Source organism: Paenibacillus sp. RC67, assembly GCF_030020805.1.
In the GTDB taxonomy this organism is placed as follows: Bacteria; Bacillota; Bacilli; order Paenibacillales; family NBRC-103111; genus Paenibacillus_S.
In genome coordinates, this window is the sequence record NZ_CP125098.1 from 2,713,237 (window position 1) to 2,726,320 (window position 13,084).

The 13,084-nt window shown below is 45.1% G+C and carries 14 protein-coding genes; 12 read left to right on the plus strand and 2 right to left on the minus strand.

What is annotated here, in order from left to right:
* The first annotated feature begins 13 nt into the window (after positions 1-13).
* From QMA13_RS12300 to QMA13_RS12355, 12 genes are all read left to right on the plus strand, one after another.
* A complete protein-coding gene (locus QMA13_RS12300) occupies positions 14-439 on the plus strand; it encodes a CoA-binding protein (RefSeq protein ID WP_282941673.1) in 426 nt (141 codons plus the stop codon).
* Position 440: 1 nt separating this feature from the next.
* On the plus strand, positions 441-1,082 hold the full coding sequence (gene thiE / locus QMA13_RS12305; RefSeq protein WP_282941674.1) for a thiamine phosphate synthase: 642 nt from the start codon (positions 441-443) through the stop codon (positions 1,080-1,082).
* A 140-nt stretch (positions 1,083-1,222) separates the two neighbouring features.
* Positions 1,223-1,885: a hypothetical protein gene (locus tag QMA13_RS12310; RefSeq protein WP_282941675.1), complete on the plus strand. Its 663-nt coding sequence runs from the start codon at positions 1,223-1,225 to the stop codon at positions 1,883-1,885.
* A gap of 74 nt (positions 1,886-1,959) precedes the next feature.
* Positions 1,960-2,175 (plus strand): hypothetical protein, encoded by a 216-nt coding sequence (locus tag QMA13_RS12315; RefSeq protein ID WP_282941676.1) that lies wholly within the window; start codon positions 1,960-1,962, stop codon positions 2,173-2,175.
* 17 nt (positions 2,176-2,192) lie between these two features.
* Positions 2,193-2,525 carry a spore coat protein gene (locus tag QMA13_RS12320; protein ID WP_282941677.1) on the plus strand — a complete coding sequence of 111 codons (333 nt, stop codon included), beginning with the start codon at positions 2,193-2,195 and terminating at the stop codon, positions 2,523-2,525.
* 94 nt (positions 2,526-2,619) lie between these two features.
* Positions 2,620-4,509, plus strand: a complete 1,890-nt coding sequence (locus QMA13_RS12325) for a glucose PTS transporter subunit IIA (RefSeq protein ID WP_282941678.1) — start codon at positions 2,620-2,622, stop codon at positions 4,507-4,509.
* Positions 4,502-6,235 (plus strand): phosphoenolpyruvate--protein phosphotransferase, encoded by a 1,734-nt coding sequence (ptsP, locus tag QMA13_RS12330; RefSeq protein WP_282941679.1) that lies wholly within the window; start codon positions 4,502-4,504, stop codon positions 6,233-6,235. Before QMA13_RS12325 ends, ptsP begins: the two co-directional genes overlap by 8 nt.
* Before the next feature lie 36 nt (positions 6,236-6,271).
* On the plus strand, positions 6,272-6,805 hold the full coding sequence (locus tag QMA13_RS12335) for a type 1 glutamine amidotransferase domain-containing protein (protein WP_282941680.1): 534 nt from the start codon (positions 6,272-6,274) through the stop codon (positions 6,803-6,805).
* Between the two features lie 377 nt (positions 6,806-7,182).
* Entirely contained in the window at positions 7,183-7,602 is a 420-nt protein-coding gene (locus QMA13_RS12340) for a hypothetical protein (protein ID WP_282941681.1), read from the plus strand.
* A 269-nt stretch (positions 7,603-7,871) separates the two neighbouring features.
* Entirely contained in the window at positions 7,872-8,885 is a 1,014-nt protein-coding gene (gene ccpA / locus QMA13_RS12345; RefSeq protein ID WP_282941682.1) for a catabolite control protein A, read from the plus strand.
* Between the two features lie 78 nt (positions 8,886-8,963).
* Positions 8,964-9,689 carry a 5'-methylthioadenosine/adenosylhomocysteine nucleosidase gene (locus QMA13_RS12350; RefSeq protein WP_282941683.1) on the plus strand — a complete coding sequence of 242 codons (726 nt, stop codon included), beginning with the start codon at positions 8,964-8,966 and terminating at the stop codon, positions 9,687-9,689.
* On the plus strand, positions 9,689-11,071 hold the full coding sequence (locus tag QMA13_RS12355) for a glycine--tRNA ligase (protein WP_282941684.1): 1,383 nt from the start codon (positions 9,689-9,691) through the stop codon (positions 11,069-11,071). The genes QMA13_RS12350 and QMA13_RS12355 overlap by 1 nt, the downstream gene beginning before the upstream one ends.
* 107 nt (positions 11,072-11,178) lie before the next feature.
* Here the strand turns inward: QMA13_RS12355 and QMA13_RS12360 are convergent, their stop codons facing one another.
* Complete coding sequence (locus QMA13_RS12360) at positions 11,179-12,354, minus strand: acetoin utilization protein AcuC (protein ID WP_282941685.1); 1,176 nt, start codon at positions 12,352-12,354, stop codon at positions 11,179-11,181.
* A gap of 61 nt (positions 12,355-12,415) precedes the next feature.
* The gene (locus QMA13_RS12365) at positions 12,416-13,048 is read right to left on the minus strand and encodes a GNAT family N-acetyltransferase (protein ID WP_282941686.1); all 633 of its coding nucleotides are present in this window, start codon (positions 13,046-13,048) and stop codon (positions 12,416-12,418) included.
* Positions 13,049-13,084: the final 36 nt, after the last annotated feature.

The following is a 13,084-nucleotide window of genomic DNA, read 5'->3' on the forward strand; positions in this document are numbered from 1 at the left end:
GAGATGAATGGTAATGGCTTTTGAGAATCCATCCCGTGATCATATCAAGGAAATTTTGGTCGCTGCACGCAATGTAGCTGTCGTTGGGTTATCTGATAAACCGGATCGCGTCTCGTATATGGTGGCGGAAGCAATGCAAAAGAAAGGCTACCGCATTATCCCTGTTAATCCGAATGCGACTGAAATATTGGGAGAGACCTGTTACGCTTCGCTATCTGACATTCCTGAGCCGGTAGATATCGTAAATGTGTTCCGCCGCAGTGAAACGGTAACTCCTGTCGCTGAAGAAGCTGTCAAAATTCATGCAAAGGTGTTCTGGCTTCAACAAGGAATTTTTAATGAAGAAGCCGCTGACATAGCCCGCGCTGGGGGACTAGAAGTCATCATGGACCGCTGTATTAAGGTGGAGGACTCCATTTTGCTGCCTGGAGGGAAATAAGTTGTATCGTGAAAGTATAGTGAACCATTTACCTGTCTATTTGGTAATGGGGCTGGATAATTACGGAAATCGAACTGCGCTGGATATTGCTAGAGAAGCTCTGGAAGGCGGCGTTACCATCTTTCAGCTGAGAGAAAAGAAGGCACCGTTGAAGCAGGTTCTGGAGCAAGGAGTTTTGCTGCGTGATTTGTGCCGTCAATATGGCGTTCCATTTCTTGTCAATGACCGGGTCGATGTAGCTATCTTGCTTGATGCAGACGGAGTGCATGTAGGGCAAGATGACATTCCTGGCCAAGAAGTAAGAAAATTGTTAGGCGACAATAAAATTATTGGGATATCTGCTGGCAGTATGGAAGAAGCAGAATGGGCAATGTCTCAAAGTCCAGATTATTTAGGCATTGGCCCAGTTTACGCTACCTCTACCAAGCAGGATGCAGGAGATGCCATTGGAACGACCTTAATTCGGGAGATTGCCAATCGATGGCCTGTACCTATGGTCGGCATTGGCGGTATACAAGACAATAATGCGGCTTCTGTTATACAGGCCGGAGCCCATGGTGTCGCAGTCGTATCTGCCATTACCAAGAATTCAAAGCCAGAGGATGCAACTGCAAGATTAAAGCAGATTGTGCTTCAATCTTAGAAAAAAATAGCTTTCAAAACCAATAGCTACCATAAATAAAATAAAACCTCCTTAGAGACAATAAGAAAGGCTTCTGGAAGAGCAACGGTTGAGTAACCGATCCCGGAAGACTTTTAAACTTCCTAAGGAGGATTTTTGTTATGAATCAAAACTTTCAACAAAATAGCTTTCAACCACAAATGAGTTCCGGGAACGTGACCTCCCAGTATCGCGGATTGGAAAATAGATACCAACCGGTAGGTATGGTTCAATCCCAATACAATCAATCCAATAACTCCAACATGGGCAACCAACAGAATCAAGGCTCGAACCAATACTCCAACTTCTCGCAATCCTATCACACAGCGAGCTACCGTGGTAATCAACAAGGGCACGATGCTTATCTGCGTTCTGACTCCAGCCAACCGGCGCAGCAATACACGACAAGTTATATCAGCCAAGCACCTGCATACAATAACCAATTTAATGCATCGTATTCAAATCAACAATATAATCAACAACAAAACCCTGAATCGTTCCACACGGCCAACTACCGTGGTAACGAACAAGGTCATGACGCATACTTGCGTTCCGATTCCAATCAGCCTGCTCAAAACCAGTATGCTATGGGATCTGGGAATTCCTATAATTCCGGAATGGGCAATTCGCAGCAATTTGGACAAGCCCAATCCCAACAATCTTATCACACGGCCAACTACCGTGGTAACCAACAAGGTCATGATGCTTACCTGAGATCCGACTCTAACCAGCCGGCTCAACAATATGGAATGTCTTCATTTGGAATGAACAGATCTCAGTTCTAACAGTTTAGCAGCGGAGCGGGCTTAGGGGCCCGCTCTCTTTATCCTAACCATTAATGAGTCAGGAGGATGAAAGAATGAACAATCAACAAAACATGACTGCGGACCGTTCCCAATTATCAGAAAAAGAGTTCAGCTATATTAAAGATTTTCTATCCTGGGAACTGCTTGCTATGAAAAAGTGTAAAGAAACGGCAGACATGTGCCAGGATCCGCAGATTAAACAAATGATTGAGCAGACGGGGCAAGCCCATCTCGATCAATACAACAGTATTCTTAATCATTTGAAATAAGAAGGAGGAGCATAACCATGCCGACGATGGAAATTGCAAAGCCTCAAACAGGAGAGCTTCCAAAGGTAAAAGGACCGCAAATGAATGACAGAGATCATATCAACGACATTCTGATGTTGGAAAAATATATGACAACAGGCTTCAATACCGGACTGAACGAAGTTCAAAACCCGGAGCTTCGTAAAACCATTTCCTCCATTCTAAATACACAGCATGAATCACAATGGCAGTTATTTAATCTTATGTTCGAAAAAGGCTGGTATAAGATGAAAGCGGCCGATAAACAAGAAATTACACAAGCGAAGCAGCAATTTAGCGGCTATTCCTCACAATTCCCGACTTTCTCATAAGATGACAAACAGCCCCGAACAAATTGGTTTGGGGTTGTTTGACAAATTGGCACATTGGCCTTACCATCGAGTAAGAAAGGAGGGAGCGGTTGGTTTGAACTGGATGGGTAATTTGCAGCAGTTAGGTCGGTCCTTAATGCTTTCGACGATTACGATCCCTGTTGCAGCTATTTTACTGCGTCTCGGGACGCTGCCATGGCAAGACGTACATATGTCCCGTGTTGGGGAAATTATGCTGTTTTTTGGCAATACCATATTTACGTACTTGCCTGTGATATTCGCGGTCGGCGTTGCCCTTGGTTTAACGGAAGGCGCAGGAATTGCCGGAATGTCGGCATTAATTGGTCAAATTATGTTTAACCAGGCTATCCGTCATTATTTAGGGGATGAGTTTCATTTAGGCATTCCTGGCGGTATATTAATCGGTCTCATCGCGGCTATCATATATCATCGTGTGAAACACATCCAGCTGCCGGAATACATCCAGTTTTTTGGCGGGCCTCGAATGGTTCCGCTTTTAATGGGCTTTTCCATTCTGGTGCTCACTCTGATTGTTATTCAGATCGGTCCCTATTTGGAATATTTTATGCAAACGTTATCTACGGCGATCTTAGGTCTAGGAGGCTTCGGTACATTCGTGTATGGAGTCATCCATCGACTTCTGGTGCCGTCAGGGTTGCATCATGTATTCAACAATTTGTTTTGGTTTCAACTGGGAGCGTATGAAAAGCCAAGTGGAGAAATGATATTCGGCGATTTGCCGCGTTTTTTTGCAGGAGACCCGAAGGCAGGTATCTACATGGCCGGATTGTATCCGATCATGATGTTTGCTCTGCCTGCTATTGCTATGGCGATTATTCATGAGGCAAGGGAAGATTTAAAACCGAAAATCCGCATCACCTTTCTAACGGCGGCACTTGCTTCTTTTTTAACAGGAGTAACCGAACCGATAGAGTTTGCATTCTTGTTTGTTGCTCCTTATTTGTTTATTGTTCACGCGATATTGTCAGGTCTTTCTATGTGGATTGCATATTATTTAGATATCCATCACGGATTCTCTTATTCGGCCGGAGCAATTGACTTTATAATCAATTATCATTTGTCTCATAATGGCTGGATGCTGATCCCTATCGGACTTGCTTACTTTTTCGTCTATTACTTTTTGTTCCGGTGGGCCATTCGCAAGTTCCGGATACCTACCCCGGGCAGGGAGGAAGGCTCGCAGTTGGAAGAGTGGGCAGGCGATATTCCTTACCGTTCTCCGTTAATATTGCAGGCGCTTGGCGGTAAGAACAATATTAAAAAAATTGAAGCTTGCATAACTAGACTTAGGCTCACATTAAACAATGATAAGCTGATGGATACGGCGGCACTCAAACATTTGGGGGCTGCGGGCGTTATTCGTTTAGGCGGAGGCAATGTCCAGGTCGTTTTCGGGACCTATTCGGAGCTAATCCGAGAAGAGATCAAGAAAGTTTTGATGAAAGATATCCAAAGAGTCTTGTTCAGTGCCCCGATGCAAGGACGGATGATGCCTTTGGAAGAGGTGCCGGATCAAATATTCGCGGGCAAGCTGGTAGGCAACGGAGTTGCTTTCATGCCGGATAAAGGAGAGCTTGTTGCACCGGTAGCCGGTAAAATTATTATTTTGTATCCATCTCTCCATGCGGTTGGTATCCAAACGGATGAGGGACTTGAGGTATTGCTCCATATTGGAATAGACACTTCACAGCTACAGGGCAAATGGTTTACGGCTCATATCAAAGAAGGCGACTATGTGGAAGCGGGACAGCTGTTAATCCGCTTTAATCTGCATAAAGTGAAGCAAAACTGCAAATCGCTGGCGACGCCGATGATCATTACGAATGTGGATAAAGTGAAATCTTGGAGCTTTGCGCCTTTTAAAACAGTCAAAAAAGGTCAGGCATCAGTGATGTCGGTTGTGTTGAAGGATGCTACAGGGGGAGGGAACACTTTTGGCTAAAGGGATCGGAGCTTCATCAGGAATAGCGATGGGGAAAGCTTTCGTCATTCCGACCTGGGAATGGGACTTCCCGGATAAGCTGATCGATGTCACCGATTTAGCTTTTGAATTCGAGCGGCTCTACGACGGAATTCGTTCTTCCAAGGACGAGATAGAAACCATTAAACAAGAATTCGTATCCGTTCTAGGGGAGGAACAAACCTCTATATTCGACGCGCATTTGGCAATTCTGGAGGATCCTATTTTTATGAACGAGGTTCAGGGGATTATGCAGAAGCAGTACAAGGCTGCGGAGGTTGCAGTTAAAGAAGCGATTGAGAAATTTGTCAATATGTTTGATTTGCTGGACGATCAATATATGAAGGAGAGAGCACTTGACATTAAGGATGTCGGTAATCGACTTCTAAAGCATCTGTTAGGTGCCTTAGAGGAGACACTCCCCCCGAAGGATCAACCGTATCTTGTCGTTGCCAAAGAGCTCTCTCCTTCGCAAATGGTCCATCTGGACACGAACCTGGCGTTAGGTCTGGTTACTATGCTGGGAGGAAAGACATCCCATGTAGCCATTATGGCACGGGCAATGGGTGTTCCTTATGTACTTGGGCTTGAAGGCAAGCTCAGTACCCCTATTCAAAATGGGGATTACCTTATTATTGATGGCGATGAAGGCTGTGTCTACATCAATCCTTCGGACGAGCTTGTTGAGGAATATAAGACCCGAAAAGCCATCTTGCAGGTAAGGAAGGATAAGCTGCAAACATTGGCTCATCTTCCTGCTCAAACCGCGGACGGAGTCTCGTTTCAATTGGCAGCTAACATCAGCTCCGTGAAGGAGCTTGATCAAGTATTGAATAATGGTGCCTCGGGAGTCGGATTGTTCCGAACCGAGTTTCTGTATATGGACAGAGACAGCCTTCCTTTAGAGGAAGAGCAGTTCGAGGTATACAAGCAGGTAGCTGAGAAGCTTGGCGGAAGGCGAGTTGTTATTCGGACGTTGGATATTGGCGGCGACAAAAGTCTCGACTACATCGAGCTGCCTGAAGAGGATAATCCGTCGCTAGGATATCGAGCGATCCGCATATCACTGGACCGAATTGATCTGTTCCAGACTCAACTACGCGCCATTCTAAGAGCCAGCCATTATGGTAATATCAAAATATTGTATCCAATGATTTCTTCCCTCGAAGAGCTTCTGAAAGCTAATGAAGTTCTAGAGGCTGCAAAGGAAGAGCTGCGTGAGGAAGGACTACCTTTTAATAAGAACATCGAGGTAGGCATTATGATTGAAGTGCCTGCTGCAGTGGTGATTGCTGACATCCTGGGAGATCACGTCGACTTTTTTAGTATTGGTACCAATGATTTGGTGCAGTATGTGCTTGCCGTAGACCGTATGAATGAAACAGTTGCTCATTTATATGATCCATTCCACCCTGCCGTACTACGGATGCTAAAAAGGACCGTAGAAGCCGCAAAAGACTCCGGCGTTCACGTGAGCGTATGCGGTGAAATGGCGGGTGACATTCGCGCCTTGCCTATATGGCTGGGACTGGGCATTCAAGAGCTTAGCATGTCCGTACAATCGATATTGCCTGTAAAAAACAGCTTGCTTCAAAGTCATCATAGTGAAGGGGCTGTAATCTGGGATCAATTATTGCGATGCAAAAACAGCAAATCCATTTTGGAAGTTTTAAATTCTAATCTTCGGCAGGATGTAGTCGCGAAATAGATAGAGTACCATATGGTGGGAAGGTGGAGACGTTCTATGGAATTAAAAGGGTATAAAGTATTGGCATTCGTTGATGAAGAATTCGAAGATCTGGAGATGTGGTACCCTGTTCTTCGTTTGAAGGAAGCAGGTGCTGAAGTTCATTTGGTCGGTCCAAAAGCCGGCACGGTGTATCACGGGAAGTATGGAGTGCCTTTAACTACGGAGTATGCTTTTGAGGATGTTGTGAGCGAAGATTATATTGGTCTTTATGTTCCAGGCGGTTGGGCTCCTGACAAGCTGCGCCGCTATGCTGACGTGCTTCGTCTGACCAAGGAATTCCATGAGACTGAGAAGCCCATTGCACATATATGCCATGCCGGTTGGGTATTAGCTTCTGCGAAAATATGCGCTGGTTACACGATGACATCTACGCCGGGAATTAAAGATGATCTGGAAAATGCAGGAGCTATTTGGGTGGATAAAGAAGTGGTTGTGGACCGGAACATCGTTTCAGGCAGAAGACCTCCAGATTTACCTGCATTTACTAAAGAATTCGTTAGAGTGTTAGCTGACTATACTCGTAAATAAGACATTCTAATCAAGTCATATTAGGGCTGGAATCAGAGGATAGTCGACTAAGGATTCCATTTGAAATGAATAGGTTTCATCGTAACAGGACCGTTATCTTATCTGAGATAGCGGTCTTTTTGTGGTTAATATTACTAGAGGGTCATCAGAAGGAGTTTAAATGCGGAAGTAGAATATTTGTATCATAGAAGAGTAGGTTTATTGATCCCAATAATCCAAAAGCTTAATTCACGTACTACCCCTGCATGAACCAATGTAAGGGGTGAATGACTTGCTTTGGGGACGAGGAACAGATCATGCATCGGTTGATTCAATGAGGGATTAATTAAACTGCCGCGCTCAATGATTTGGTTGTTGGAACAAAGGAGTGGTATGAGTTGCAGAAGCAGTGCAAGTGTGGCAGCGCGATGGGCATAAAACTGCGGACTGTCATTTATCAGAACAAAGTAGAGATAGAGAATGTTCCTGTTTATTCTTGTGAAACCTGTCAAAGAAGTGAAGTCGTTGCTCAAGTCAAGCCTGAGCTTACCGGAATTATTGGAAGCCTGGGAAATTTGCCTGAGAAGCAGCAACTGTATTTTAACGACATCAGCGAGATTGCGCACCTTATGAAGATGGTGACAGATAAACAATACGCGGCTGATCCAGTCGAGAAAATCGTAGAAGACCGGATCAATGAGTTACTTGATCTTTTGCTGCTGGCACAATCGTTAAAAGATGACCATTGGTTGGACGACATTCGTAAGCGTTTGGGTCAGATTGCGAACCATTCGATGTCCGTGAACGATATTGCTTAGCAGCATATAGTGGCTTAGAAACAAGGTATGTCGATATTTTGACGAAGGTTTTTGCATGAAAAAACTCGAACTACGCTCATTTTTAAATACAAAAAATGAGGTTTATTTGATTGCCAACTGCGCCGCAGTTGGCTTTTTTTGCATTATTTGATACTATACAAGTAAGAAGGTCCCGTATTTATTGCGTTAAACCTGATTTTGTCGTATGATAGGGCTTAATAGTATACGATCGCAGCATTATACATTTTACTATAATGGAGAGAATGACCGTGACTGTAACCATTTATGATGTAGCCAGAGAAGCAGGCGTTTCCATGGCAACCGTTTCGAGGGTTGTCAACAATAATCCCAACGTGAAGCCGCAAACTCGTAAGAAAGTCTTTGAGGCCATTGAGCGTTTGGGTTATAGACCAAATGCCGTTGCAAGAGGATTGGCAAGTAAGAAGACGACTACAGTCGGTGTAGTTATTCCAGATATATCGAACTCGATTTTCTCTGAAGTTGCCAGAGGGATTGAAGATATCGCGAATATGTACCACTACAATATTATTTTGTGTAATGCGGATAAGAAGAAAGAGAAAGAAATTCGCGTTATCAACACTTTGTTGGAAAAACAAGTGGACGGGCTGTTATTTATGGGCGGTGTCGTGACAGAAGAGCACATTCAAGCCTTCAAAACGTCTGCAGTACCTATCGTGCTGTGTGCCACTACCGATGAGAATAACACGATTGCTTCCGTCGATATTGACCATGAGAAGGCTGCTTATGATGCAGTGAAGGTTCTGATTGAGAACGGCCATCGTAATATTGCGATGATCTCGGGAACGCTTCAGGATCCGGCTAACGGATTTGCTCGTTATCAGGGTTATAAGAAAGCGTTGGAGGAAGCGGGCATTCCTGTTCGTGATGAATATGTTCGGATCGGAAATTACCGTTATGAATCTGGGCTTGAAGTAACCAAGCACTTCTTGGAGCTTAGTGAGCTTCCGACAGCGATTTTCGCAGCAACAGACGAAATGGCTATCGGCGCGATTCATACACTGCAGGATAATGGATATAAGGTACCTGAAGATATGTCTGTTATTAGCGTAGACAACATTCGAATGGCTTCTATGGTCCGTCCTCAGTTAACTACAGTGGCAATGCCAATGTATGATATCGGAGCTGTATCCATGAGACTGTTAACGAAGCTGATGAACAAAGAAACGAAAGACGCGTCGGAGCAAATGCAGGTTATTTTACCGCATGATGTCATTCATAGAAACTCGGTGGCTCATCGTTAATGTGAGCCTCTTTCTTTTGTGAGGGCGTAAATTACTTACGAAGATCGTTTGCTTTGCAAACTCTTAGGAGGAAATCAATTGTCTTACGGAAAAATCGGAGTCATCGGCGCGATGAAAGAAGAGATTGAACAGTTTTTACAGCATATGGAACAGGTGAACGTAACGGAAAAAGCCAAAGTGCAGTTTAGAGAAGGACTTTTCCACGGGAAACCGATCGTGCTTTGCAAATCTGGAGTTGGCAAGGTTAACGCTGCCGTTACAACTCAGGTGCTGATTGATACATATGGTGTTGACGCAATCATTTTTACTGGTGTGGCCGGAGCAGTCGATCCTGAATTGAACGTCGGAGATATCGTAGTTTCATCCGAATCTATGCAGCATGATATGGATGTTACAGCTCTTGGATTTCCTATCGGGACGATACCTTATGAGGAAACATCGGTGTTCGCAGCGGATGAAGCTTTACGCCAATTGGCGGTTAACGCTAGCGGGGAGCTGTTTCCTGGACGTGTGAAGGTTGGGAGAATTCTTTCTGGCGATCAATTCATCGCAAGCAGGGAAACCGTATCCAAGCTGTACAGTGAACTTCAAGGTACTTGCACGGAGATGGAAGGGGCTTCAGTTGCTCAAGTGTGCGTAATGAATGAGATTCCCCACGTTATTATCCGCTCCATGTCCGACAAAGCGGATGGATCCGCACATGTTAACTTTGCCGAGTTTACGGTACAGGCTTCGGAGAATTCTTACCGTATTGTAGAGCATATGCTGAAACAACTGCAGAAAGCAGAAGGAGAGAACAAATAATGACAGTAACTATGGATCAAGTTGTAGCGTTAGCGAAGCACCGTGGATTTATTTTTCCCGGCTCTGAAATATATGGCGGTTTGGCCAATACATGGGACTACGGTCCACTAGGAGTCGAGCTGAAAAATAATATCAAGCGTGCATGGTGGAAAAAGTTCATCCAGCAATCCCCTTATAATGTCGGTTTGGATGCAGCCATTCTGATGAATCCTCAAGCATGGGTAGCTTCGGGTCATGTTGGTAATTTCAATGATCCTATGATCGATTGTAAAAAATGTAAATCCCGTCACCGCGCGGATAAAATCATTGAAAACGCACTGGCGGAAAAAGACATTGAAATCGTTGTTGACGGTATGACATTCGATCAAATGATGGGCTTGATTCAAGAGCACCACATCGTATGTCCAGATTGCGGAGCTTTCGATTACACCGATATTCGTCAATTCAACTTGATGTTCAAAACGTTCCAAGGTGTAACGGAATCAAGTTCTAACGTTGTATACATGCGTCCGGAAACGGCTCAAGGTATTTTCGTTAACTTTAAAAACGTTCAGCGTACCATGAGAAAAAAACTGCCGTTCGGTATCGGCCAAATCGGTAAAAGCTTCCGTAACGAAATTACTCCAGGTAACTTCACCTTCCGCACCCGTGAATTCGAGCAAATGGAGCTTGAGTTTTTCTGCAAACCAGGTGAGGATATGCAGTGGTTTGAGTATTGGAGAAGCTTCTGCTACCAGTGGCTGTTAAGCCTAAACTTGAAAGAAGCCAATATCCGTCTTCGCGATCATTCCGATGATGAGTTGTCCCATTACAGTAACGCTACGACAGATATCGAATTCAAATTCCCGTTTGGCTGGGGCGAGCTGTGGGGTATTGCAGATCGTACCGACTATGACTTGAAACAGCATATGGAGCATTCGGGCGAAGATTTCAATTATATCGACCAAGAAGCGAACGAGCGCTACGTGCCTTACTGCATCGAGCCTTCGCTTGGAGCGGACCGCGTAACGTTAGCTTTCCTGATCGATGCTTATGAAGAGCAGCAGCTTGAAGGCGATGACAGCCGTACCGTACTTCGCTTCCATCCCGCATTGGCACCAATTAAAGCAGCGATCTTCCCATTGTCCAAAAAATTGGCTGAAGGCGCTCAGAAGATTTTTGCTGATTTGTCCGAACATTTCATGGTCGATTATGATGATGCAGGCTCCATCGGTAAAAGATATCGTCGTCACGATGAAATCGGTACGCCATTCTGTATCACTTATGATTTTGAATCGGAACAGGACGGTCAAGTTACAGTCCGCCATCGCGATACGATGGAACAAACTCGTATGCCAATCAGCGAGCTGAAGGCATTTATCGAAAAGAACATACAATTTTAATAAAAAAGCCCGCAGTGGGAAAAGTGGAACTTACTTAACTTTTCCTGAACTACGGGCTTTTTTAATTGTTTAATGGTTTAACTCGATAAAGTATGAAATAAAAGTAATCAAGTCAAATAAAGTATGGCGACTTCTGTGGTTTGACGATTTTTCGTTGTAATTTCCTGGCGCCGCGGCATGGGAGTCCAATCTGTGTTGTCAAGCCACGTTGTCGGCAGCTCCACAGGGCTTTGAGGCTGCCACTGCTCCAGCCAGGCTGTAGGCAGCTTTAGAGCTCGATTCTGCTCCAATTGAGCAATAAGAGGATTGTCACTCATCTCGAGCCACAGCAAGCTCCAGGCGCGTGGAACGACGCGCCAGAAGTCATATCCGCCTCCGCCAAGCGCCACCCAACGTCCACCGCTGTACTGATGCGCAATACGGTGGATAAGCTGTGGCATGGCTAAATAGATGTCCATACTGCAATGGACATGAGACAAAGGATCGTAAGCATGGGCATCGCACCCATGCTGAGACACAATTAGGTCGGGCTTGAAATGAGCTGCGACCTTGTTAAGTACTTCTTCGAAGCATTCCAGCCAAGAGGCGTCTTCTGTATAAGGCTCGACTGGAATATTAATACAGGTACCGAAGGCGGTTCCTTCTCCACGTTCATTGACGGCTCCCGTGCCGGGGAATAGATACTTCCCGGTTTCATGAATGGACAATGTACACACATCCGGTTCACTATAGAAGCTCCATTGCACTCCATCTCCATGATGGACGTCTGTATCAATATATAGAACACGGGCTCCATAATGTTTTCTGGCGTGCTCAATGGCCACCGAAGCGTCATTGTATATACAGAAGCCTGCAGCTTTGTTTCTTAGTGCATGATGAAGTCCACCACCCAGATGGGTAGCGTGCTCGGTCTGTCCGCTCATCACCTCATCTACAGCCCGGATGGAGCCACCGACTAACAGGGAGGTGACCTCATGCATGCCAGCGAAATAGGGCGTATCTTCCATGTCAAAGCCATACTTGTCCGCACGGCTTCTCCACAGTTCTTCCGGATTGTCTATACTAAGCGCTTTCACAGCCTCGATGTAATCGGCACTATGAATCGCTAGAAGCTTCTCCTCCGATGCCATTGCCGGAGCTCGGACGACCGACTCCGGAACAGCCCCCAGCTTCCGGAGAAGATCAATGGCCGGAAGAAGTCTTTCCTGATTAAATGGATGTCCTTGTTGCAGACGATAACCGGTTTCTTGTTCACTATAAATAAATAACGATGACTTCGTCATATATTGCGGCGCCCCCATGACTCGTTCCTCTCGGAGAAATGTTGAATTTGCAATGACCAGGTCAATACATGAACCGTTGTCGAAACCGAACACGGTCGAACTGTTCAACGGAAGAAAGTGGTACGTTTTTGCCGATTTTAACCATTAAACAGTTTGCGGGATGGGAACAGATCTCAGGGTCGTCCGTTGCGAACCATACCATATCTACGGACTTCATCAGCTTTTCCATCATTCCACGATAATCCCATACGTTTAATCCGCTTTTTTCCAAATCCCAATGCCAATAATATTCGGTAGTAAAAGTGATCATATTATCCAATTGTCCGCCTTCAAATGCGAGCACAATCATTTGTTTGCCTAGGCTCAGTCCCCGATAATCATCAGCAACCTCGATGGCTCCGAGTTCAACTAGGTCCTCCATATTGCCTTCGGACCAGCGTTCCATTTCATCAGGATAATGGAATGTGACGTAGCCGATAATTTCATCGTCCAAACGGGAAATGATAATCCGGCCTTCGGGTAATTCCGCTATTTCGATCAGTGCTTCAAATTGCTCCTTCGGACGACGGAAAGCGTCCAAATCCCGATGCATCCGATACGATTTTAATTGCTCAGGAGGCACGGGGCCTTCCACTATAATCTGCGAATCGCGATAGGGTACGCGACGGGAATGATATATTTTATAATGCTCCATTGCCAGTTGTCTCCCTTCATGCGGATCAAGCGGAGG

Excerpts from the sequence above, each read along its gene's own strand:
- QMA13_RS12300 (WP_282941673.1), top strand. The coding sequence starts at position 14 with ATGGCTTTTGAGAATCCATCCCGTGATCATATCAAGGAAATTTTGGTC.
- QMA13_RS12310 (WP_282941675.1), top strand. The coding sequence starts at position 1,223 with ATGAATCAAAACTTTCAACAAAATAGCTTTCAACCACAAATGAGTTCC.
- QMA13_RS12315 (WP_282941676.1), top strand. The coding sequence starts at position 1,960 with ATGAACAATCAACAAAACATGACTGCGGACCGTTCCCAATTATCAGAA.
- QMA13_RS12320 (WP_282941677.1), top strand. The coding sequence starts at position 2,193 with ATGCCGACGATGGAAATTGCAAAGCCTCAAACAGGAGAGCTTCCAAAG.
- QMA13_RS12335 (WP_282941680.1), top strand. The coding sequence starts at position 6,272 with ATGGAATTAAAAGGGTATAAAGTATTGGCATTCGTTGATGAAGAATTC.
- QMA13_RS12355 (WP_282941684.1), top strand. The coding sequence starts at position 9,689 with ATGACAGTAACTATGGATCAAGTTGTAGCGTTAGCGAAGCACCGTGGA.
- QMA13_RS12360 (WP_282941685.1), bottom strand. The coding sequence starts at position 12,354 with ATGACGAAGTCATCGTTATTTATTTATAGTGAACAAGAAACCGGTTAT.
- QMA13_RS12365 (WP_282941686.1), bottom strand. The coding sequence starts at position 13,048 with ATGGAGCATTATAAAATATATCATTCCCGTCGCGTACCCTATCGCGAT.